Consider the following 22,961-nt stretch of genomic DNA (forward strand, 5'->3'; position numbering starts at 1 on the left):
TTCTGCGGAATTTAATGAAACTTATCATCAGCTATATGAAATTATATTCCACTCCATATCGCCGATGAAATTTAAATCCACTTCCATGGACATTTCGCATACTTATTTCACACACTTTCTCCTACGATAAACCCATTATTCAACCAATCCCAAGGATTTCCCATGTGCGGCATCGTCGGCGCAGTAGCGCAACGCAATATCACGCCCATCCTCCTGCAAGGCCTGAAACGCCTCGAGTACCGCGGCTATGATTCCTGCGGCGTCGCGCTGCACGTCGATGGCATGCTCAAGCGTTCGCGCAGCACGTCCCGCGTGGCCGAACTGGAGTCCCAGGTCGAAACTACCGGCCTGGCCGGCTTCACCGGCATTGCCCACACACGCTGGGCCACGCATGGCGCGCCGGCGTCACACAATGCCCATCCGCATTTTTCGCGCGAGCGCATCGCCCTGGTCCACAACGGCATCATTGAAAACCACGATGAATTGCGCGCCGAACTGACTGCAGCCGGCTATGTCTTCGAGAGCCAGACCGATACCGAAGTCATTGCCCACCTGATCGACCAGATGTATACCGGCGACTTGTTCGAAACGGTCCAGCAGGCAGTCAAGCGCCTGCATGGCGCCTATGCGATTGCCGTGTTTTGCCGCGACGAGCCGCACCGCGTGATCGGCGCGCGCCAGGGTTCGCCCCTGATCGTCGGCGTCGGCGAAGGCGAGAATTTCCTGGCGTCGGACGCCATGGCACTGGCCGGCGTCACCGACCAGATCATCTACCTCGAAGAAGGCGACGTGGTCGACCTGCAGCTGCAGCGCTGCTGGGTGGTCGACGTCAACGGCAAGCCAGCCACGCGTGAAGTGCGCACGGTGCACGCGCACTCCGGCGCCGCAGAGCTGGGGCCGTACCGTCATTACATGCAAAAGGAAATCTTCGAGCAGCCTCGCGCCATCGGCGACACCCTGGAGGGCGTGACCGGCATCATGCCGGAACTCTTCGGCGACAAGGCTTACAAGATTTTCAAGAACATCGATTCCGTGCTGATCCTGGCGTGCGGCACCAGCTATTACGCCGGGCTCACGGCAAAATACTGGATCGAATCGATCGCGCAAATTCCGGTGAATGTCGAGATCGCCAGCGAATACCGCTATCGCGACAGCGTACCGAATCCGAATGCCCTGGTGGTGACCATTTCGCAAAGCGGCGAAACCGCCGATACCCTGGCGGCCCTGAAGCATGCGCGCTCGATGGACATGGTCCATACGCTAACGATCTGCAACGTTTCCACCAGCGCCATGGTGCGCGAGTGCGAGCTGTCCTACATTACCCGCGCGGGCGTGGAAGTGGGCGTTGCCTCGACCAAGGCGTTCACCACGCAACTGGTGGCCTTGTTCCTGCTGTCACTGACGCTGGCGCAGGTGCGCGGCCGTCTCTCCGACGAACAGGAAGCTGACTACGTCAAGCAGCTGCGCCATCTGCCGGTGGCAATCGCTGCGGTGCTGGCGCTCGAGCCCCAGATCATCGCCTGGGCGGAAGAATTCGCGCGCAAGGAAAATGCCCTGTTCCTCGGGCGCGGCCTGCATTACCCGATCGCGCTGGAAGGCGCGCTGAAGCTCAAGGAAATCTCGTATATCCACGCCGAGGCTTATCCGGCCGGCGAACTGAAGCACGGCCCGCTGGCCCTGGTGACCGAGGAAATGCCGGTGGTGACAATCGCGCCGAACGATGCGCTGATCGAAAAGCTGAAGTCCAACATGCAGGAAGTGCGTGCACGCGGCGGCCAACTGTACGTGTTTGCCGATGCGGATTCGAAGATTACTTCCAGCGACGGCTTGCATGTGATTCGCCTGCCGGAACACTACGGCAAGCTGTCGCCGATCCTGCATGTGATTTCACTGCAGTTGCTGGCGTATCACACAGCACTAGCGCGGGGGACGGATGTGGACAAGCCGAGGAACCTGGCCAAGAGCGTGACGGTCGAGTGACGGGCAGGATTTGCGTGCACGCCTGATCGGAAATAATAAAGTCTGTAACGTTTCGGCTTGTTTAATGAAGTCTGTACAAAACATGTTTTCGAGCTGATTCTGTCTGGCGACGATAAAGTCTGTTGGACAGTTGTCAAAAAGGGGCCTGAGGCCCCTTTTTTCGTTAAGTAATAATCCTATTTGTTGTTCGAACGCCTGCCGGAAGAATTTGCAGCACAAGCCGTGCGTCGACAAAGCGTTCGGAGGCGCCCGGAGCGCTTGAGGCCGGCAAACAGTATTTCCGCTTTCCCAACACCGACTTCCTCATTCGCCCAGTATCCCGCATGCCAGTCTTTGCGCCAAAAAATCGACCAAGGCGGCAATGCGCGGGGCTAACGCCCCCTGTTTGTAAAATACCGCCCACACTGGCTGCGTCCATGGCAATGTCACCGCTTCCAGTATCGGTATCAAGCGGCCACTCGACACATCATTGTGCGTCAGGAAATCAGCCAGGCAAACAATGCCCGCATTGGCTAATGCGAGATGCCGCAAGGTCTCGCCGCTGGAGGCGGCAATGGCCGGCTGCACCGGCAATCCATCGCCGCCCTCTTGCGGCAAGGGCCAGATATTTAATGAAGTCGGCACGGTAAAGCCGAGCAGGCGATGCCGCGAAAGCATGTCCATGCCATCTGGCGTTCCATGGCGCGCCAGATATCCGGGGGACGCCAGCAAGCGCAGACGGCTTGTTCCCAGGCGCCTGGCGTTCAGGGTGGAATCTGCCAGGGGGCCGATGCGGATGGCCATGTCGGCCCGTTCCTCAATCAGGTCGATCACGGTTTCGCCACTGACGAGCTCGAGCCGCACCAGAGGATAGGCATCCAGAAAATCGGCAGCCAGAGGTGCCACCAAATGATCCAGCACCGGCGTGGCAGCGTTCACACGCACCAGGCCGGAAGGCTGCGCAAGGCGTGCAGCCAGGCGTTCTTCGACATCCTGCAAGTCGGAGAGAATGCTTCGCGCCCGTCCGAGCAGCCATTCCCCCTCTTCCGTCAAATCCAGTCGACGCGTGGTTCGCGTCATCAGGGCCATGCCCAGTTGCGATTCCAGACGTGAAATGGTTCGGCTGATGCCTGAGGGGGTTTGGCCGAGCCGCTCAGCTGCAGCTGAAAACGAGCCGGCATCGATCACGGTAATAAAGGCAATCAGCGTATCAACATTCAACATTATTGATTCCGAGTCAAAAGTATATTGTAGTCAACCTGATTTTTCTTCGCCGGCATCAGGTCCACAATGCCAGCCATCGTTCATCCATGCAGGAGAAAAACATGCCGCTCGCACTTTGGGCCTTGACGCTCAGCGCTTTTGCCATTGGGACAACCGAGTTTGTCATCGTTGGCCTCATTCCCACGATCGCCACCAGCCTTGGCGTATCCGTTCCTTCCGCCGGCCTGCTGGTCAGTCTTTATGCAATGGGGGTTGCCATCGGCGCCCCGGTGCTCACTGCGCTGACCGGTCGCATGCCGCGCAAGCGACTGCTGTCGGGCTTGATGGCCTTGTTCACGATCGGCAATCTGCTCGCATGGCTGACGCCCAGCTACGAAGCGCTCATGGCCGCCCGTGTCCTGACTGGATTGACGCACGGCGTGTTCTTTTCCATCGGATCGACCATTGCCACCAGCCTGGTGCCCAAAGAAAAGGCCGCCAGCGCGATTGCCCTCATGTTCTCCGGGCTGACGGTAGCGCTGGTCACCGGCGTACCGCTTGGCACGTTCATCGGCCAGACTTTTGGCTGGCAATCGACTTTCCTGGCCGTGTCGCTGCTTGGCTTGATTGCCTTTGTCGGCACCCTGTTTCTGCTGCCGAACAATATTGCCAATGGCACGCCGGCGTCCCTGTTGACCCAGCTATCCGTTCTGAAAAAGCCGCGCCTGTTGCTGGTTTATGCAATGACTGCGCTCGGGTATGGTGGCTCGTTCATCGCCTTTACCTACCTTGTACCGATCCTGCAGGAAGTATCGGGATTCTCCGCATCCAGCGTCAGCCTGGTGATGCTGGTATACGGGGTGTCGGTCGCCTTCGGCAACATCTGGGGCGGCAAGCTGGCCGACAAGAAAGGGCCTGTACGGGCGCTGCAGACTGTGTTTGCCTTGCTTGCGCTGGTGCTGTTGTCCCTGACCTTCACGGCTTCCAACGCCTGGCTGGCGCTGGCTACCGTATTGGCATGGGGTGCGGTTGCGTTCGGCAACGTGCCGGGCTTGCAGGTGTATGTGGTGCAGCAGGCCAAGTCCAGCGCGCCACAGGCGGTCGATGTGGCTTCCGGCCTGAATATCGCAGCGTTCAACGTTGGCATTGCCGGCGGCGCCTGGGCCGGCGGACTGATTGTCACCCAGTTCGGCTTGCTGGCCACCCCCTGGATCGGCGCGATCGTGGTGACCGGCGCGCTGGGCCTGACGACGCTGGCCGGCCGGCTCGATCGTCAGGCCGGCAGTCGCTGCGCAACTGGGCCAGCCGCAGCCACCGCGGTGCATTAATCACGATTGCCACGCTTGCGCAGGCAAGAATTTCCACTTTTTATGACAGGCGTTTTTCATGAATATTCCCTCCCTCGGCCGTGGCACCTTCCGGCTGCAAGGGCCAGCAAGTAATCGACTCGGTACGCACCGGCCTGGGATTGAGAGCAACGGTGACATCAGATTAGCGCCGGGCTGATATCACAAATCGCAATATCACCAATCACCACAATAAAGAAGGCAAAGGACGGAATGCGCGATATAGTAAGCATGTCTCCTCCAAATCTTCTTGAATTGGATTTAGCCCGCTGTCGAAAGACTGGCGGGCTTTTTTTTCGGTGGTATCGCTTTGGCACAGCGGATACTCAACCCCATGGCAAAAATTCAAATTGATTAAAAAGAACCTGATCCCTCTGGCCCTCGGCGGGTTTGGCATTGGCATGACAGAATTCGTCATGATGGGCATATTGCCCGATCTCGCAACCGGTCTGCACATTTCGATTGCGGAAGCAGGTTACCTGATCTCGGCCTATGCCTTGGGTGTCGTCATCGGCGCGCCAATTCTGGCAGGCGCACTGGCGAAACAGGCGCCGCAGCGTGTCCTGGTCTGGCTCATGATGCTGTTTACCGCATTCAATGCGTTATCGGCGTTTTCTCCCGACTTCCACTTCCTGCTTATTTCCCGCTTTCTCGCCGGGTTGCCGCATGGCGCTTTTTTCGGCGTCGGTGCCATTGTGGCGAGCCGCCTGGCGGATGAGGGAAAAGCGGCGGCAGCAGTGGCGACGATGTTTGCCGGACTTACCGTTGCAAACATCTTCGGGGTCCCGGTCGGGACGTATGTCGGGCACAATTTCAGCTGGCGCATCACATTCGTCGTTGTTGCCATCATCGGGCTATTGACCGTCATCAGCCTGAAAAAATGGGTTCCCCATATTGCACCAAACAGGCATGCCAGCTTCCGCGGCGACCTGAAAATATTCCGCAACCCTAGGCTTTGGCTGGCCATCGCGATTACCGCCATCGGCACCGGAGGATTCTTCGCCTGGTTCAGCTATATTGCGCCATTGCTGACAGACGTCTCGATGTTTGCGCCGCGCTCAATTCCATTGATCATGGCTGTTGCCGGCGTCGGGATGACGGTCGGCGTGCTTGTCGGCGGCAAGCTGGCCGACAGGGTTTCGCCAATCAAGGCCATTACCCTCCTGCTGGGTGTGATGACGGTCCTGCTATGCCTGAATGGACTTCTGGCCAGCTCTCAACCCGCGATGATTTGTCTTGCATTTGCGACCGGCGCCAATGCCTTGGCGCTGGGGCCGCCGATACAGATGTTACTGATCGAGCATTCCAAAGACGCTGAAATGCTGGGATCCTCGCTAGGCCAGTCCGGCTTCAACATCGGCAATGCAACCGGCGCTTTCCTTGGAGGCATTCCTCTTACGCTCGGCTACGCGTATTCGTCACCGCAATGGGTTGCGGCAGGACTTGCGCTATCCGGCGGCATCTTGTCCGCATGGATGTTGCTCAAACGTGGGCCCCGCGCTCCGCATGACCAGCATTTGCGCGAATCCACAGCCCTGTCTATTGTGCGGGCTGATTGATCTGGTACCGACAGACTTTCCGGCACTTCTCTGGTACTTTCAATTCAATGACGTAGCCCTTGTGACTCTGACAGACTTTATTGTTCGTGTTCAAGTGTTGCGACTGACCAATGAAAGGAGCGATGATGCCGGATCCGCACGACAATGTAACTGACGGGGAAGAAAGCAGCGGGGCACCCGTTCTCTGCGCACGGCATGAGGGCTTCGATATCTGCCTTGAAGGCTATGACTGGGAACTATCACGGCCGGACAAGATGATGGAAGGCCTGGAAGATAGCCGTTACGCGGATATTTGCGGTACAGATATCCTGGCCATGGCTGGTGTTGGATGGCAGTTCATTGCCGATCCCGTCTGCTTTACCGCTGCAAATCAAGAAAAAGAAGTTATTGCGAGCGCCTGGGCTGCCCCCATGCGTACCGAGGACAAGCACACGGGCTGCAACCTGACCTATGCGGTCGACGCGAAGTACGAAGGACGCGGCCTGGCAAAACTCCTGACAGCCTTTGCATTTCTCGCGGCTGACCAAATGCATCCGGGAATGGAGTTTGGCAATATCGAGTGCCGTACCGATAACGAAGGATCGATAGCGCTTGCCACAGCGCTTGGTTTCATGCGCTACCCCGAAGGGGATTTCTCGATGCCGACTGTTAGCGCGCCGAAGGAAATAGCATTTTATGGCTTTCGCATGGAGATCGACGCGCTCCGCCGTTCTGCACATCAAGTGCTGGAAAAAAAGAATATGCTGGCCGTGCTGCCGCTGATTCAGCGTACCGTGCCAGCATCGCAGATCTGAAATCCCGTTTAACAACCCAAATCCGAACGCACGCTTAAAACGCCGTATTCCCTGCCCCCTTCAGCGCGAGCATGTCACGTGCCTCCTCTGGCGTGGCAATCTCGAGTGCGAGCGCGTCAAGGATGGTGCGAATCCGCATCACTTGTGCCGCATTGGTCTCTGACAGCTTCCCTGCCTCTTCCCACAGGTTGTCTTCCAGGCCGACGCGCACATTGCCGCCCTGTGCCGCGGCAGTGGCGGCAATCGGCATTTGCGCGCGCCCGGCGCCAAGCACCGACCAGACATACTCGTCACCAAACAGGCGATCTGCCGTGCGCTTCATGTGCGCGACATCATCGGCATGCGTGCCGATGCCGCCGAGAATGCCGAACACCGTCTGGATGAACAGCGGCCCCTTTACCAGTCCGCGATCCAGGAAATGCGCCAGGTTGTACAGGTGCGACGTGTCATAACATTCGAATTCGAAGCGCGTGCCATTGTCGCCGCAGGCGCGCAGGATATGTTCGATATCCTGGAAGGTATTGCGAAACACCACATCCCGCGTCGCCTCCAGAAAGCCCTGCTCCCAGGCATGCCGAAATTGCTTGAATCGGTTCAGCATCGGGTACAACCCGAAGTTCATCGAGCCCATGTTCAGCGACGCCAGTTCCGGCTGCAGCTGGAGCGCTGGCTGCAGCCGCTCCTCGACCGACATGCCGGGCGCTCCGCCGGTGGTGATATTGATGATGCCGTTGGTGCGCGCCTTGATGTTGGGTACAAATGCCCGAAACAGGCTGGTATCCTGCGACGGCCTGCCATCTTCCGGGTTGCGCGCGTGCAGGTGCACGATTGCGGCGCCGGCTTCAATCGCGCCTACCGCCGCTTCCTCGATATCGGCTGCGCTCACCGGCAGGTAGGGTGACATCGACGGTGTATGGATGCCGCCGGTGACGGCACAGGTGATGATGACTTTGCGCTGTTTTTTCATGAATTCCTCGAAATGATGTTGGTTATTGCGCGACGCAGCCGCCGTCGATCGGCAGCGAGACGCCGCGCACCTGCGCGGCTGCATCGCTGCATAAAAAGACCACGGCGCCGCCCAGTTGCTCGGGCGTGACAAATTCACCCGACGGCTGCTTTTCGATCAGCATGCGCTGCTTCATGTCGGCATCGGACAAGCCTTCCAGCGCTGCCCGGGCATCGACCTGCTTTTGCACCAGCGGCGTCAGCACCCAGCCTGGGCAGATGGCATTGCAGGTAACGCCGGTGGTCGCCGTCTCGAGGGCCACCGCCTTGCTCAAGCCGAGCAAGCCATGCTTGGCGGCGATATAGGCGGACTTGTTTGGCGAGGCGACCAGGCCATGGACTGACGAGATATTGACGATGCGTCCCCAGTTGCGCGACAGCATCGACGGCAGCACCAGCCGTGTCGTATGAAAGCAGGCCGTCAGATTGATGGCAATGATGTTGTCCCATTGCGCGACCGGAAATTGCGTGAGCGGCGCGACATGCTGGATGCCCGCATTGTTGACAAGAATATCGATGCTGCCCAAATCGCTGTCGGCATAGCGGATCATGTCTTCGATATCGCGCATCTTCGACATGTCTGCAGGGTGGTAGGCGACATCGACTTCGTTTTCATCGGCAATCGACTGCCGCAGCCGGGCAATCTGGATGTCGTCGCCCAGGCCGTTCAACAGGATGTTGGCGCCTTGGGCGGCGAGCGCCTGTGCAATGCCCATGCCGATTCCGGATGTGGAACCAGTTACCAATGCGGTTTTTCCGCGTAATCCATTGCGTTGCATAAATCCCTCGTGAAGTTGCGTAGTGTCGGCGCCAGCGCCGCGGTGTCGTTAGGATTTACTTCTTCACCAGCGGACACTTGCTGGCCGACAGCGGCTGATAGGCCTGTTCACCCGGGATCACGGCCTTGACGTTGTAGTAATCCCACGGCGTCTTCGACTCGGAGGGCTTTTTGACCTGCACCAGGTACATGTCGTGCACCATGCGGCCGTCTTCGCGGATCCTGCCGTTCCTGGCAAAAAAATCGTTGATCGGCATTTCCTTCATTTTCTTCATGACTGCGCCGGCATCGTCGGTGCCTGCAGCCTGCACCGCCTTGAGGTAATGGATCGTCGATGAATACACACCGGCGTGGATCATGTTCGGCATCTTCTTCATCTTGGCAAAAAAGCGCTTGGACCACTTGCGGGTATCGTCGTTCAAATCCCAGTAAAAACCCTCGGTCGCATACAGTCCCTGCCCTGCCTCCAGTCCGAGACTGTGAATGTCGTTGACGGTCACCAGGAGGGCCGCCAGGCTTTGCTTGCCCGACTTGGTGATGCCGAACTCGCGCGCAGCCTTGATCGAATTCACGGTATCCGGGCCCGCATTGGCCAGTGCAATCACTTGCGCACCGGATGCCTGCGCCTGCAGCAGGAAAGAGGAAAAGTCCGAAGCCGCCAGCGGATGGCGCGACGCGCCGGCCAGCTTGCCATTGTTGGCCTTGATGACCTCGGACGCATCCTTTTCCAGTGAATGGCCGAATGCGTAATCGGCGGTCAGGAAGTACCAGGAATCACGTCCCTGCTTGACGATCGTGTTTGCCGTGCCGTTGGCCAGTGCATAGGTATCCCAGCTGTAGTGCACGCTGTTGGGCGTGCAGGCCTCGTTGGTCAGACGGCTCGAGCCCGCGCCGTTGACAATCGCGATCCGGTTCTTCTGCCTGGCGATATCGACCACTGCGAGTGCCGTGCTGGAAGTAACCAGGTCGGCAATCATGTCGACTTTTTGCGCGTCGAACCATTCGCGTGCCTTGGCCGAGGCCACATCCGCCTTGTTCTGGTGGTCGGCGTAGATGATCTCGATCGGCTTGCCCAGCACCTTGCCGCCGAAGTCTTCAACCGCCATGCGCACGGCATTGACCGAACCTTCGCCGCTCAAGTCGGAATACAGTCCCGCCAAATCGGTCAGCACGCCGATCTTGACGACGTCATCGGAGATTGTGGATTGCTGGGCGAACGCCGGTCCGGCGAACAACTGGGTCGCGATACAGGCGCTGGCTGTGATGGTTTTGAAGTTCATGATAGGTCCTTGTGATTTTTCAAAAAATGTCTGGCGGTGCGGGCGCAGCCTGTGGCTTCGCCCGCTGCACTCATTGCACTGAAATATTTTTGGTGGCCAGCGTCGCGTCAAAGATCAGTTTCTTTGGCCATGCCGGCCAGGTGACGCCGAGTGCGGCATTGTTCGGATCGCCATTTTTCGCAAATGCGGCAATCGTGCTCATCATCGCGCCGGACAGTTCCAGCCGGCCGCCCTTGTTAGCCGTGCTGTTGGTGACATTCGAGAACAGCGACGGACCGAAGTTACCGAACAGGAAAGGCAGGTCGAACGCGTGCGCTGCGCCATACACGTCATTCCACGGTGCCGGCTCCTTGTTCCAGTTGAACTGGTAGTACCAGACATTGGCTTGCCTGGATTTCAGTGCATTCAGCGCCGAGTCGCGGTTTGGCACGAAGAACAGATTGTTCAGCAATGCCAGGCGCGCGTTGTAGCCGGTAGTCGGCGTATCGACCGGCAAATACGCCGGGTTGATCAGGTCATTGACAGTCAAGGTGGCCGCGGCATCCGGCTTGAAGTTGTACATCATGCCAAAGCGCGTCGCATCATTGACGATCAGGCCGGGCTGGCCGCCCAGCGCCGGCGACAACGCCAGGAATGAAGCAAACAATTTGGTTTCCTCGGCGGTGTTGGATGCCAGCACCGGCACCTTCAGATAATTGCCGGCATTGATTGCCGCAATCGGCGTATTGGCAACGACGGCGCCGTCCGGAATATGCGACGTCGAACTCAGGCCGGCAGCGGCAAGTTTGGTCAGCAACTGGGTGAAGATCTGCGCCGGGGTTTTCGCTCGCATGTAGTCGGCGATCTGCGCACTGGTTTGCGTGGCAGCGTAAGCGGCCGCAGTCGCATCATCGCTCGCCTTGCCATCGGCGATCAGCAGACTGTAGAGCAGCTTGTTGCCCTGCGCCAGTGCGGTTGCCGACGAGTTCACCAGAGCGATGCTTCCGACCGGCAGTTCGCTGGCAGTGCTGATGCCTCCCGAGAGCGGCACTGCGCGGTGGAACAGTTGCGTCGCATTGCTGACAACCAGGGGCGAGGTCAGCAGTGAATAAACATTGATGGCACCTGCCGATTGGCCCATCACGGTGACATTGCCCGGATTGCCGCCAAAATTGGCGATATTCTTGTTGATGAATTTGAGCGTCTGGATCTGGTCGAGCGTGCCGAAGTTGCCGGAGTCTTCCTGGGCATTGGTGCCGCTCTTTAATTGCGGCAGGCTCAGCCAGCCGAACAGGCCGACACGATAGTTTGCCGTCACCACGACCGCATTGGCGGCCTTCGCCAGCGCCGCGCCATCGTATACCGGGTCGGCCGTGTAGCCCGACACATTGCTGCCGCCATAGATGAAATAGATGACGGGAAGATTGGTGTCGGTCGATGCCGGCCGCCAGATGTTCAACGTCAGGCAATCCTCGCTGCCGACCGCCTGGTTCAGCGTGGTGCCGATGCTTGCATCATAGGTGTTGTTCGATCCGGGGCCATAGAGGCGGCCGTACTGGACACAGGCATTGCCGAAGGATTTTGCCGCCAGCACTGCCGGCCAGTTGTCGGGTTCGACGGGCGCCTTCCAGCGCAGGTTGCCTACCGGCGGCCTGGCAAACGGGATGCCCTTCCAGGAATACGTCCCCGATGCGGCATCGTCCGCGCCTTCAATCTGTCCATATTGCGTCGACCGCAGCAGCGGCAAGTCCTGCGCCGTGCTGGTAGCGATGCCGGTGCCGCCGCCGCAGCCGCCCAGCAAAGTCGTGACGGCGCCCGCCACAGCGAGCATGCAACGCCATTTGCCAACAAGCTTCATGATCTGTCCCCTAATCTACGTAATTATTCGATATGCCTGACGGTTCCGGCTCCTGGTAATGCAAGATGGAGTGAGACCACTTTTTCCCGACGAGCCTGCATGGCAGCACTGTTGCAACAGTGCTACTTCCGTCAAGTTGTCACCGCTGCATGACATATGGCAAATTCAGTGCCAACGCAGACAAGTCATTGAATTCAAATGGAAATTTTTTCGGAGCGGCCGAAATCGCGACAAAAGCCGGAATTTAACGGGAAAATCTGCTCGATTAATGAACAGATTTGGGGGAATAAATCACTAAGTCATTGATAAATAAAAGATCTGAAATGATCTTTTATTGAACATATTGCTCAATCAATGAACGGAAGATTGAATTGAAGAATTTTTTGATACAGCTTGCCGCGGGAAATCCCGAGCTTGCGTGCAGCCAGCGCCTTGTTGCCACGCGTTTGTTCCAGCGTCGCCAGAATCAGGCGCCGTTCGACATCATTGACGGCATCGGCCAATGTCTGGCCTGCCTGCACCGGTCCGGGTTCAGCCGGCGGCAAGGCAACACTTCGCAGCTTGCGGCCCTGCGGCAGAATGCCGACAAAATCCTCGGCGCTCAGGATGCGGTTTTCCGACAGCATGCCGGCCTGTTCCAGCGCATTGCGCAATTCGCGCACGTTGCCCGGCCAGTCATGCGATGCGAGCAGCGCACGCGCGCTCGCGCTCAACTCGCGCTGCGGCAGGCCGGTGCGGCTGGCGATCTGTTCGCACAAATGCTCGCACAGCGCGTCGATGTCGCCGATGCGTTCGCGCAGAGGAGGAATCACGATTGGCAGCACATTGAGCCGATAATACAGGTCGGAGCGGAATCGCCCGGCTTCCATCAAGCCAACGAGATTGCGGCTGGTCGCCGCAATGACCCGCACGTCGACCTTGGTAACCTTGTTGGTGCCCAGCGGCTCGATTTCCTGCTCCTGCAACACGCGCAAGAGCTTGGCCTGGACCTGCATCGGCATGTCGCCGACTTCATCCAGAAACAGCGTACCGCCGTCGGCCAGCTTGAACTTGCCGTCCCGGCCGCGCCGGTCCGCACCGGTATAGGCGCCGGGTGCGACGCCGAAGATTTCGGCTTCCAGCAAGGTTTCCGGTATGGCCGCAATATTGATGCCGACGAAGGGCTTGGCCGAGCGCACCGAGACGGCGTGGATGCCTTGCGCGAGCATTTCCTTGCCAGTGCCGGTCTCGCCCAGCAGCAGCACGGTGGTGTCGAGTTGCGCCGCCCGCCTTGCGCGCGTTTTCAGTTCCAGCGCGGCCGAACTGGTGCCGACGAAATTGGTAATCGAATAACGCGTCCTGCGCAACTGCGCGAGTTCGGTCTTGGTCTTCTCGAGGGCGGCCTGCAGTTCGGAAAAGCGCGATACCAGCGGCTTCAAGCGGTCGATATCTTCGTACAATGCCACCGCCAACGCCCCGGTCACTTCGCCTTCCTCATTCTTGATCGGCAGCCGCATGACCACCAGCGACTGCTTCTGGACCGGAAAGATGTCGAGCATGATCGGCCGCCCGGTTTCAACCACCTCGCGCATACGGCTGTTCGGGATGACTTCCTCCACCGGACGGCCGAGTGCGGCCTGCGGATTTTTCAAGCCGAGGAAACTTGCATACTTTTCATGGATCCAGGCAATCCTGGCATCGCTGTCAACCGCCATCGAGCCGAAGCTGTATTTTTCAAAGAAATCAATCAAGGTTTCCAGGCTGAGACGCCGGATATCCTGCGCATTCCAGATCGATTCGACAGACGATTTCATGAGGCATCGGCAATGGGTGGCAACGGGCGACATGCCCGGCAGACGTGCTGCAGTAGTTCGTAACTATACTGCATCACGCGCCCGTTCAACTGCCGTCGCTGGGCTTGCCACAGTCAATTCCTGACTTTAAACAATGCGGGAGGGCAATAAAGAACCCATTATTGCCTGAAACGGATGATCCATCTGACGCCTTATGCTCCGCCCTGCCGGCATGCGTGTATTTTTTGCAAGCAATTAAAAAATGATATTAGGTGGAAACTTTAATTAGTGCCAATGATCGAATTCTGACAATGGCATGCATAAATGATATTCGCCTGGCACAACACCTTTGCACGACACATCAATAGACACTTCCCAAGATTTTTTACGATCAAGGACGCAATGATAAATCTGGATGCCATTCGAGCCGCTCGCATTCTTTTGGTAGACGACAGTGCGGATAATATCAACCTGCTTTCGGAAATCCTTGCAGTGCGCGGATATACCCACGTTTCATCCATCGGGGACTCAAGCCAGGTTTGCAAATTGCATGCGCAAAACGACTATGACTTGATCCTGCTTGACATGCATATGCCTCGAATGAACGGACTGGACGTGATGGCGCAACTAAAGGAAGTCGAAAAACATGCCTTTCTTCCAGTGCTTGCCATTACCGGGGATGAGCGTTACAAGGTCGCCGCGCTGGAGGCTGGCGCACGCGACTTCATCATCAAGCCGTATAACCTTGCCGAGCTGGACCTGCGCATGCGCAATGCGATTGAACTGCGGCTCTTGTACAAAACCATGGCTGCGCAAAGCCGGTTGCTGGAAGAAAAAGCACTGCACGATTCCCTGACAGGATTGCCCAACAGGCGTTTGCTGTCGGACCGGATTGAAATTGCCATGCAATATGCGCGTCGTCACCAGCAGATGGTGGCACTGCTGTATATGGACCTTGATGGATTTAAACAGGTGAATGACCATTACGGCCATGCCTGTGGCGACGACCTTCTGAAGGAAATTGCTGAGCGCTTGCGTTCCGTTGCACGCCAGGAGGATACCGTTGCGCGCATTGGCGGAGACGAGTTCATCATGGTGCTCTCCGAGATTTCCCGCGTGGAAGATATCGTGCGGCCTGCGACCAAGATACTCAGTTTATTGGAAGTACCGCTCGATATTGGCGGCAAATCTGTGAAAGTCACCGGAAGTATTGGCATCAGCTTCTACCCCACGGATGCGGAAGATGCGCAGACATTGCTTTTGCGGGCAGATGAGGCGCTCTATTGCGCCAAGCACGCAGGGAAGAACCGCTATCAGTTCGCCGGCTTTCCCGCCTTCGGCGACGCCAGAACCCATTCGGCTTCAAATATAAGTTTTCAATAGCACATCATGGGCCGCCTGTTCTGGAAGTTCTTCATACCGATCTGGATTGCCCAACTCATCGGTACGATGTCTGTGATGTTCATCGTTGAGCTTACGGAAAGCTGGCTAAACCGCAATCGCACCGTCAGTGAATCTATCGCCCACCTGGACCTCCTGCCCGACGCAACCGCTACGACAATCGAATCCGCCAAGACTGACGGCAAAGCTTATTTCCTCGCTGCCGAACAAGCTGCCCCCGTGACAACAGCCGCCGGCCTCAGGCCGCCACCGCCGCCGCACGGTTTCAAGATACTTCCTTTTGAACCGCTGGTTGCCCATCTGTTGGCCAGCCTCATTGTTGCAACCTTCCTCACCCGATATCTCTCGCGGCCGATTCGCAGCCTGAGGTCAGCATTCCAGGAAGCGGCTTCCGGCAATTTGCAGCCGCGTGCTGCGGCAAGCATCGAACAGCGCAGCGATGAACTGGCAGACCTGCTTCGCGACTACGACAAGATGGCCACGCAATTGCGGACCGTCATGGATGGACAGCGCCAATTGCTGCACGACGTATCCCATGAACTTAGATCTCCCCTTGCGCGCATGCAGGCGGCAATGGGACTGGTGCGCCAGCAGCCCGAAAAAATCGCACACTTGCTGGATCGCCTCGATAGCGAAGTCCTTCGCATCGACCGCCTCATCGGGGAATTGCTGACGCTTTCCAGGCTCGACACCAACATCCCGATCAATGCCAGGGACACCATTGAAATCGGCGACATTCTTGCGCCGGTGGCGGACTCCGCGCACTTTGAAGCCCAGGTCCACGGCAAGTACGTTCATTACTCCGAGCCGCCGGCCGCTTTCATACTATGCAATCCTGATTTGCTTGCAAGGGCGCTTGAGAATATCGTCCGCAATGCCATCCACCATACGCCGCCAGGCACGACGGTGCAGATAGCGGCGACGGTCGAGTTGACACATGCGCTCAGAATTTCGGTGAAGGACAATGGCAACGGCATCCCCGCGGAAGAGCTGGACTCGGTCTTCCAGCCATTCTTCCGCGGCAGCCACACGGCCGGAAAAACCGATGGCCATGGATTGGGATTGGCGATCAGCAGGCGCATTATTGCCGCGCACGGGGGATCAATATCCGCTTCCAACTTGCCAGACGGTGGTCTTCACGTCGAAATCAGCTTGCCGCTGCAGCGCCTGAATTCAGCCGAGACACAAAGTCATGCAAGCCAGATCTAGGTAAGACGGAAGCGACGCAATATCACATGACGGCATTATGCCGTTTCGCCTTTCGGCCCTTTTTGAAGATCGCCAGTCATTGAAGAATCGCACGCCCTTTTGGGCGTCGCAGCATGGCCTCTGGCAGTCATTCCTGCGACCGCCTGCAGGAATACCGGCTCGATTTCACGCCACAGGTACTGCGTGCCAGAGGCAAAGGCGTTTCTCCTTATCATTGGTAAATCGTTGCGCATTTCCCAGAGTCGTTGAATTGCATTTGCCAGACTGCCGGCATCGTACTCAAAAATGATCCCATTGTGTCCATCCGTGATGTATTGGGTATGCGTACAGATATTGCTGGCCAGGACAGGCAGTCCCGCCACCAGGTATTCAAACAGTTTGGTAGGCGGATTGAAGCGCCACCATGGCCGGTCTTCCCACAGGCAGAGACCGGCATCCATGCCATTCAACATCGCCGGGACCTGCGTGCCGCAAACGCGGCCCGATAACGATATGTCGGCAGCGATGCCAAGCGCCACGGCGCGCTTTCCACAGTAATGAAGTTCTTCTTCAGAAGCGCCGATGATCGCCAGGCGGGCAATGCGTTGTTCGCGGTTGACCAGCGCGAGTGCTTCCAGCATGACATCGCGGCCACGTGCCTGATTGACCGTGCCGACGTAGACCAGATTGACCGGGGCATGATGGGCACCATGGCCGCCATTGCCGGCCGTGCGCAAGAATCGCTCGCAGACGCCCATATGAATCAGTTTTACCCGCGCCGGATCACATGCGTGCGCAAGCAAGTCGTGATAATGTGCCTCGCCGATTGGCATCAGGAGGCTCGCGCGTCTGGCTGCGGCGTAGAACGCCCATTTCAGGGACAGGCGCCTTGCGAGCCGCTTGAGGAATGGATGCCCAGGTGGCAGGGCGGTAAATCGGCTCGGATGCTCATTCCAGTACAGCGCAACCGGAATTTTCCGTAACAGCCACAACATGGGCGTCAACAGGGAATGCAGCAAGACGACGCGATCAGGGCGGTCACGCCTGACCAGCCGTGCGCAAGTATACAAGTATTTTATCCAGCCGAACCGCCCCTGACCAAAGGGAAATACGATGTACTCGACCCCATCGATGCGCAACTCCTCCTGTTGCAAAGGCTCCAGGCTGATTACGGTCAGTCGATAGGCCTTTGCCAGTGCCTTGATCCTGTAGGAAAAGTCCAGAAAGCCCGGCTGGTCACTCGCAAACCGTGTCACGGCAATGCAATGTTCGCGCATTTTTCCCCTTATTGATCCGGTGTCATCAAGCCATCGAACGCGTCATGACTACTAAGACCTGAGTGTAGAAAGTAGTGGTCAGGCTCTTCTGATTCGACGCAACGGATCGAGGCAAGCGGGTGTAAAGATTTGTAAAGACGATTTTGAGAAGGCAGTTTGTGACGCCTTTGCCCGGCATCTCACTGGCTTCGCACCATCTTGGGGAAAATAAATGGCAAATGGAAATAGCCCTTCCCGAACGGCGGGCCCACGGTCACTCCCGAATGAACTGGTAACCCTGGCGATACACTGTCTGGATACTGGAGCGGCCGTCGGACAGGGTGCCCAGCTTTTGCCGCAAGCTGCTTAAATGGACATCGATGTTGCGGTCAAAGCGGCTCAGCGTCCTGCCCAGGCCTTCTTCAGACAAGGCCGCCTTGCTGACCGTATGGCCGGCATTGCGTGCCAGAATTTCCAGCAGGTTGAATTCCGTGCTGGTGAGATCGAGGGGCTTGCCGTCCCATTCAGCACGCCTTTTATCCAGCCACATCGCAAGCTGACCGACAAGGATGGGCGCGGCCGGCTCGCTCTCCGGGCTGGCAGACTGCACTGGCTGCATGCGCCGCAAAATAGCCCGAATACGTGCGGTCAATTCCCTCGGCGTACACGGCTTGGGGACGTAATCGTCCGCGCCTAATTCCAGGCCGATAATCTTGTCGGTGTCGTCGCCCTTCGCCGTCAGCATCAATATCGGGATATTGCTCGAATGGCGTATTCTGCGAAGCGCATCGACGCCGTTCATTTTCGGCATCATGACGTCAAGTACCGCGATCGCGTAGTGCCCGGTTAACGCTGCTTCCACGCCCGATTGGCCATCATGCTGCGCCGCGACGTCAAAGCCTTCGCGTTCAAGGTAATCTTTGAACATGGCAATCAGCTCGACATCGTCGTCCACCAACAAGACCTTGGTCACCGAATTAGGCAGCTTGTCGTTCATCTGGCACCTGTCATATCCTTGCGTGTTCTTCGCCGTAATGAAATCCCGAGGATTTGCCCGCGTTACATTTGCGCCAGAACATCCATGGCATGGCTACGCCTGGGCTGGCTTTTGCCAAATATACCGATCTTTTCATCGGCTTGACATCACTTTGGATATATCAGGCTACACTTTCATCATGAAACAAACATTGGAAACGCCCAAGGCAGCCGCCGCCGAATCTTTATCCTGGATCAAGTTTGCGCCAGCGACTTTTGTCGGTTTATGGGCGACCGGTTTTATCGGCGGGAAGCTGGGCTTGCCTTATGCAGAGCCGCTCACCTTCCTCTTGATACGGTTTGTCGCCGTACTGCTCATCCTGGCGCCCATTGCCTTGCTCATGAAGGCGCCGTGGCCGGCCCGCAGGGTGGACTATGCCCACACGGCAGTGGCAGGCTTGTTGCTGCATGCGGGATATCTCGGCGGCGTTTTCAGCGCGATTCATCATGGCATGTCGGCAGGCGTCGTTTCCCTGATCGTCGGCTTGCAGCCCGTGCTGACTGCGGTTCTCGCGGCGGCCTGGTTCAAGGACAAAGTGACCCGGATCCAGTGGATCGGGCTGACGCTTGGCTTCATCGGCGTGGCCTTGGTGGTGTCCGGCAAGAGCAACCTGGGGCAGGCTGACGCCACTGCCTATGCGCTGGCGCTCCTGGCGCTGCTTTCCATTACCTTTGGCACGCTATACCAAAAACGTTTTTGCCCCAATCTCAATCTCCTGAGCGGCACGGTGATTCAGTTTTCCGCATGTGCCTTGCTATACCTGGTGCTGGCGCCCAACCTGGAAACCATGCAAGTCCAGTGGACCGGGCAATTCATCTTTGCACTGGCATGGCTGGTGATCGTCCTGTCGATTGCTTCGATCATGCTGCTGTACTTATTGATACGCCACGGTGCGGCAACCCGTGTCACCTCGTTGTTTTACATGGTGCCGCCCGTAACGGCGGTCATGGCCTGGCTGATATTCGGCGAATCACTGACAGGATGGGCGCTCGTCGGCATGGCAATTTGCGGCCTGGGGGTACTCCTGGTGGTGCGGCAGCCCAAAGACTAATGCGCGCGCATCCTGCCTCTTATGCCTCGGGCATCTTCGAGGTCGCCGGCGTGCAGCAGCATGCCGGTGCACGCTGCCAGCCGATCGAGATGCCAGCCATTGCCAAGCAATAGCATGCGCGTGTGCAAGTCTTCTTGGGTGGCCTGGTCGACATGCCTGCCCAATGCACGCATGGACTTGCTGCGCAGGTCGACATATAGCAATTCATATCGCTTGGCCAGCGAGTGCCATAATGCGTTCGCGCCCACGGACTGGCGCGCGCCTGTGATCAGGCAATTTCCCGCCTCCAGCCACCAGCGGTAAATGGCGGTCGCTATGCCGCGACGCTGATAAGCAGGCGCGTATTTGGAATGCGGCGCGCGCAGGTAAGGATCTGCCCGGCGATGCACTTCGACCAGGCGGTTGAGCACGGTGTACCCTGCCAAACACTGGCGTGCAGCATCTTCGACATAAATGTAATGCTCACCGTCCGCCTCGCGATAACGGAACACGAATCCCGGGAAATTCAGGCAAATGACGGGAAGGCCATAAAGCGCGTCGCCAGGCCGGTGAAGGCGGCGGTAGAGCGTCTCCAGTTCCTGTTCCAGCCCCGACGGCGCGGCAACGTCGATACGCAATTCGAGCGCGCGCGCCAGCCAGGGCAACGGCGACAAAGGCATGCACAAGCGATACAACACATTCTCCCAACAACGATGTCCTGGGCCAGGACGATTTCAAGATGCGGAATGCGCCATCACGCACTGCAGACGCCATCCCACCAGCCGCTCATCAGGCGCTCCGGCTTCGAGCGTGCTTGCACACGGGCGCTGGCTTCCCAGGCATCGAACTGGACAATCAGGCCTGCATAGATCCCGTAACCCGCGCCCGCCCGAATTTCCTCCTTTGCATGCAGGCTCTCGCCGGCCTTGATGGCGCCGTCCGCCAGGATGGACATGCCCGCCTTGATGCCCCAGTTCGCCTCCAGATGCCCGCGGCAAGCAATCCTCTCGCCCGCTTCAACACCGTTGCCCGCAAGGAGGTCGCCTGCGCCCGTGATGGATCCGCCGGCGCGCACATTCTTGCCGCAGCGGATTGCGCCTTTGGCGACCAGGTCCTCACCCACGATCACATTGCCCTTCACGGAAAGCGCGCCGCTGCAATAAAGCGCCCACTCGGCGCGCAAATCGCCGCCGCAGCGCAGCTCGCCCTCGGCATCGATGCCCCATCCCGCCTTGATGTCGCCGCCCGCCCTAATGGCGCCGTCGCAGCGGATGCTGCCGGCAGCGCGGATATCTTCTCCGGCGATGATGGATTGGCCCGCGCGGATTCCGCCGCCGGTGCGAATCGTGCGGCCTGCGCGCACGAGCGAATCGACCTCGATGTTGCCGCGCACTTCCAGCGTTCCGGCGAACACGATCGCGTCAGCTTCAATTGCATCAACGGTGAGGACTGCGTCCGTTGGGCCAAACTGGTCGAGAAGCCAGCAGGCGTCTGCCACCCTGCCGGCAGTCACCAGGGCATCCAGCAGGGGTTGATAATCGCTGCCCTCGTGGCAGTTGCGCAGAAACCAGCGGAAGCCATCCGTGCAAGGGCGCTTGGCTTTGACAAATTCTTTATGAAGATCCATTTCGATACAGTTAAAATTGAAACCTTGCGTTACTCGACTAAACTTGCAAGCACTGCCATGACGGCGGTGCCGGCAATCACGATCCTCACCAGGTTGCGCCGGCGGCTACCATGTGCAATCAATTGCAGGGCGAAGTACCGCTTGCCGTAGCGATGTTTTGTCCAGGGATTTTTCATGCTTGCCTTCCGCTGCGGCCGTGACTGCCGGTTATCTGGTATTCGCTTTTCAAATGCGGAAATCTCCGGCTATGCAGCCGGCCGGTCATACCAGGCGTCCTGATCCGGCGCATGTCCTGGCGTAATCAGCACATCACTTGCCGTCTGATCGATTGTGCGTTTCGCGACGCTGCCGATCAAAAATTCTTCGACGCGTGAGCCGCTGTGCTTTCCCAATACAATCAGGTCAGGCGACACTTTCTGTGCATACGACGTAATCACCGGCACTGCCCAGCCGAACTGGACGACGCGGGTAATGTCTTGCGATATCGGCCCCAGGTCTTTGATGAATTGATCAAGTTCCTGCTGGGCCTGCTCGCGATACTTCATGCGATATGCCTGGATAACTTCGTCGTAGACGCCCGCCTCGCGCATTTTCCCTTCTGCCCAGACGCGGAATGCATGCAAAAAGGTGATGTTTGCCCTGGGCGCAATCCTCAGCGCCAGCCTGGCCGCGTGCCTGGACTCGTTCGAAAAATCAACGGGAACGAGCACTTCGCGATAGCTGCCAAGGGGAGCATTGCGTACAAGTAGCACCGGCAATTTCGCCATGCGCACCAGCCGGTGCGCCGGGCTTTCCATCAGGTTCCCGGGGAAAGTGCCGCTTGGCTTGGCCATGACAATCATGTCCGCCCCGTTGGACTGCAATGCTGCGAGCACTTCCGCCACGGGGTCGCCGATACGCACGGCGTAGCGGCAGCGCACATCGAAGGCGGACCTGATGCGCTGTTTTGCCTGCCTCAGCTGCTGCAATGCCTGGGCCACCAGCATCGCCTCCGGATCGGCACTCCCGCTTCGCAACGCCTGCGCCAGCATGTCGCCAAATCCTCTGCGTTGAACCGCCAGCAGTTCGAGCGCGTCCAGGCGCATATCCCGGCAAAGCAGCGCCGCCCTCGATTCGGCACTGACTGAATCTGCAGAGAAGTCAGTCGTGGCAATTATTCTCCGGATATCAAACATGCATTCACCACTTGAATGTTTCACTTTCCCTGGCTGGCACCACCAGCACATCACAGCGTGACTTCGCAAGGACCTGCGAGGTCACGCTGCCAAAAAAAAGCCGTCTGAATCCGGCGTTGTTGCTGCGGCCGATGACCAGCAAATCGGCGGCAAACCTTATCTCGCTCTCCAGAATCAATTTCGAGGCGTAGCCAAACTCCACCACCTTCACGGCCTGCTGTTGCGGGACACCGCAGTCCTCCAGCAGGTCATTGAGACGATTGAGCGCATCTTCATGCTGACGCACGCGCATCTGGCGAAAACCGTCTTCGGACGCTTCTGCGAAGGTTGCGATGCGTGCCGCGGAATCGGCCATTGCATGCACCAGGATTAACTGCGCATGCGGCGCCCGCGCATAGGCCTGCCGGATGTGGAGGTATGCGCTGTCGGTGCCATCGACCGCCACCACGACGCTGCGGTAGGATTTTCCGACCAGTGCGTTGCTGCCAGAATCATCCTTGCATCCCCGATACCGCACGTTCCCTCCATGGCTGCACAGCGTTGGCGCACCTTCCTGGCCGGTTCTTTCACCGATGCCCGAAGCCTGGCGATGCGGTAGTATCGGACATCCCCGCGAAATTAAAAATTGGGGCTAGTACGTACGTGTTTTACTTATCGATCGCCGTGTGAGGGCATCCGTCCGTCAGCGCTGATTGAATCGCCTGTCTTCGGTATG

20 protein-coding genes are annotated in these 22,961 nt (G+C 58.1%); 7 read left to right on the top strand and 13 right to left on the bottom strand.

Annotated elements, in window-relative coordinates; genetic code table 11:
* Nucleotides 1–162 precede the first annotated feature (162 nt).
* The gene (glmS, locus tag EKL02_RS00100; RefSeq protein ID WP_128900119.1) at nucleotides 163–1,980 is read left to right on the top strand and encodes a glutamine--fructose-6-phosphate transaminase (isomerizing); all 1,818 of its coding nucleotides are present in this window, start codon (nucleotides 163–165) and stop codon (nucleotides 1,978–1,980) included.
* A gap of 303 nt (nucleotides 1,981–2,283) precedes the next feature.
* Here glmS and EKL02_RS00105 read toward each other — a convergent pair whose 3' ends face one another.
* Nucleotides 2,284–3,186 carry a LysR family transcriptional regulator gene (locus EKL02_RS00105; protein WP_206732478.1) on the bottom strand — a complete coding sequence of 301 codons (903 nt, stop codon included), beginning with the start codon at nucleotides 3,184–3,186 and terminating at the stop codon, nucleotides 2,284–2,286.
* A 98-nt stretch (nucleotides 3,187–3,284) separates the two neighbouring features.
* On the opposite strand from EKL02_RS00105, the gene EKL02_RS00110 reads away from it, so the two are divergent.
* The 3 genes from EKL02_RS00110 (at nucleotide 3,285) to EKL02_RS00120 (ending at nucleotide 6,861) form a co-directional block, all read left to right on the top strand.
* The gene (locus EKL02_RS00110) at nucleotides 3,285–4,490 is read left to right on the top strand and encodes an MFS transporter (RefSeq protein WP_128900121.1); all 1,206 of its coding nucleotides are present in this window, start codon (nucleotides 3,285–3,287) and stop codon (nucleotides 4,488–4,490) included.
* A 419-nt stretch (nucleotides 4,491–4,909) separates the two neighbouring features.
* Complete coding sequence (locus EKL02_RS00115; protein ID WP_241687756.1) at nucleotides 4,910–6,067, top strand: MFS transporter; 1,158 nt, start codon at nucleotides 4,910–4,912, stop codon at nucleotides 6,065–6,067.
* Nucleotides 6,068–6,192: 125 nt separating this feature from the next.
* Nucleotides 6,193–6,861 (top strand): GNAT family N-acetyltransferase, encoded by a 669-nt coding sequence (locus EKL02_RS00120; protein ID WP_164931891.1) that lies wholly within the window; start codon nucleotides 6,193–6,195, stop codon nucleotides 6,859–6,861.
* 34 nt (nucleotides 6,862–6,895) lie between these two features.
* Here the strand turns inward: EKL02_RS00120 and EKL02_RS00125 are convergent, their stop codons facing one another.
* The 5 genes from EKL02_RS00125 to EKL02_RS00145 form a co-directional block, all read right to left on the bottom strand.
* Nucleotides 6,896–7,828, bottom strand: a complete 933-nt coding sequence (locus tag EKL02_RS00125) for a 3-keto-5-aminohexanoate cleavage protein (protein WP_128900124.1) — start codon at nucleotides 7,826–7,828, stop codon at nucleotides 6,896–6,898.
* A gap of 22 nt (nucleotides 7,829–7,850) precedes the next feature.
* Complete coding sequence (locus tag EKL02_RS00130; RefSeq protein ID WP_128900125.1) at nucleotides 7,851–8,645, bottom strand: 3-hydroxybutyrate dehydrogenase; 795 nt, start codon at nucleotides 8,643–8,645, stop codon at nucleotides 7,851–7,853.
* Nucleotides 8,646–8,700: 55 nt separating this feature from the next.
* Nucleotides 8,701–9,924, bottom strand: coding sequence for an ABC transporter substrate-binding protein (locus EKL02_RS00135; protein ID WP_128900126.1), 1,224 nt, complete (start codon nucleotides 9,922–9,924; stop codon nucleotides 8,701–8,703).
* Between the two features lie 70 nt (nucleotides 9,925–9,994).
* Nucleotides 9,995–11,761, bottom strand: a complete 1,767-nt coding sequence (locus EKL02_RS00140; protein WP_128900127.1) for a carboxylesterase family protein — start codon at nucleotides 11,759–11,761, stop codon at nucleotides 9,995–9,997.
* A gap of 347 nt (nucleotides 11,762–12,108) precedes the next feature.
* The gene (locus tag EKL02_RS00145) at nucleotides 12,109–13,554 is read right to left on the bottom strand and encodes a sigma 54-interacting transcriptional regulator (RefSeq protein ID WP_128900128.1); all 1,446 of its coding nucleotides are present in this window, start codon (nucleotides 13,552–13,554) and stop codon (nucleotides 12,109–12,111) included.
* A gap of 381 nt (nucleotides 13,555–13,935) precedes the next feature.
* Between EKL02_RS00145 and EKL02_RS00150 the strand changes: the two genes are divergently transcribed.
* Nucleotides 13,936–14,916: a diguanylate cyclase gene (locus EKL02_RS00150; RefSeq protein ID WP_164931892.1), complete on the top strand. Its 981-nt coding sequence runs from the start codon at nucleotides 13,936–13,938 to the stop codon at nucleotides 14,914–14,916.
* A gap of 6 nt (nucleotides 14,917–14,922) precedes the next feature.
* Entirely contained in the window at nucleotides 14,923–16,143 is a 1,221-nt protein-coding gene (locus EKL02_RS00155; protein WP_128900130.1) for an ATP-binding protein, read from the top strand.
* A gap of 35 nt (nucleotides 16,144–16,178) precedes the next feature.
* Here EKL02_RS00155 and EKL02_RS00160 read toward each other — a convergent pair whose 3' ends face one another.
* Complete coding sequence (locus EKL02_RS00160; RefSeq protein WP_128900131.1) at nucleotides 16,179–17,399, bottom strand: glycosyltransferase; 1,221 nt, start codon at nucleotides 17,397–17,399, stop codon at nucleotides 16,179–16,181.
* Between the two features lie 253 nt (nucleotides 17,400–17,652).
* On the bottom strand, nucleotides 17,653–18,351 hold the full coding sequence (locus EKL02_RS00165) for a response regulator transcription factor (RefSeq protein WP_164932063.1): 699 nt from the start codon (nucleotides 18,349–18,351) through the stop codon (nucleotides 17,653–17,655).
* Between the two features lie 202 nt (nucleotides 18,352–18,553).
* Between EKL02_RS00165 and EKL02_RS00170 the strand changes: the two genes are divergently transcribed.
* On the top strand, nucleotides 18,554–19,465 hold the full coding sequence (locus EKL02_RS00170; RefSeq protein WP_128900133.1) for a DMT family transporter: 912 nt from the start codon (nucleotides 18,554–18,556) through the stop codon (nucleotides 19,463–19,465).
* Here the strand turns inward: EKL02_RS00170 and EKL02_RS00175 are convergent.
* The 5 genes from EKL02_RS00175 to EKL02_RS00190 all read right to left on the bottom strand — a co-directional run bounded on the left by EKL02_RS00175 (nucleotide 19,462) and on the right by EKL02_RS00190 (nucleotide 22,694).
* Nucleotides 19,462–20,124 (bottom strand): N-acetyltransferase, encoded by a 663-nt coding sequence (locus EKL02_RS00175; protein WP_128900134.1) that lies wholly within the window; start codon nucleotides 20,122–20,124, stop codon nucleotides 19,462–19,464. The genes EKL02_RS00170 and EKL02_RS00175 overlap by 4 nt on opposite strands.
* A 74-nt stretch (nucleotides 20,125–20,198) precedes the next feature.
* Nucleotides 20,199–21,071 (bottom strand): FapA family protein, encoded by an 873-nt coding sequence (locus EKL02_RS00180; protein ID WP_128900135.1) that lies wholly within the window; start codon nucleotides 21,069–21,071, stop codon nucleotides 20,199–20,201.
* Nucleotides 21,072–21,100: 29 nt separating this feature from the next.
* Nucleotides 21,101–21,247: a hypothetical protein gene (locus EKL02_RS18070; RefSeq protein ID WP_164931893.1), complete on the bottom strand. Its 147-nt coding sequence runs from the start codon at nucleotides 21,245–21,247 to the stop codon at nucleotides 21,101–21,103.
* A gap of 69 nt (nucleotides 21,248–21,316) precedes the next feature.
* The gene (locus EKL02_RS00185) at nucleotides 21,317–22,297 is read right to left on the bottom strand and encodes a universal stress protein (RefSeq protein WP_128900136.1); all 981 of its coding nucleotides are present in this window, start codon (nucleotides 22,295–22,297) and stop codon (nucleotides 21,317–21,319) included.
* A complete protein-coding gene (locus EKL02_RS00190) occupies nucleotides 22,251–22,694 on the bottom strand; it encodes a universal stress protein (RefSeq protein WP_164931895.1) in 444 nt (147 codons plus the stop codon). The genes EKL02_RS00185 and EKL02_RS00190 overlap by 47 nt, the downstream gene beginning before the upstream one ends.
* Nucleotides 22,695–22,961: the final 267 nt, after the last annotated feature.

It is taken from the genome of Janthinobacterium sp. 17J80-10 (assembly GCF_004114795.1).
Taxonomy (GTDB): Bacteria; Pseudomonadota; Gammaproteobacteria; order Burkholderiales; family Burkholderiaceae_D; genus Paucimonas.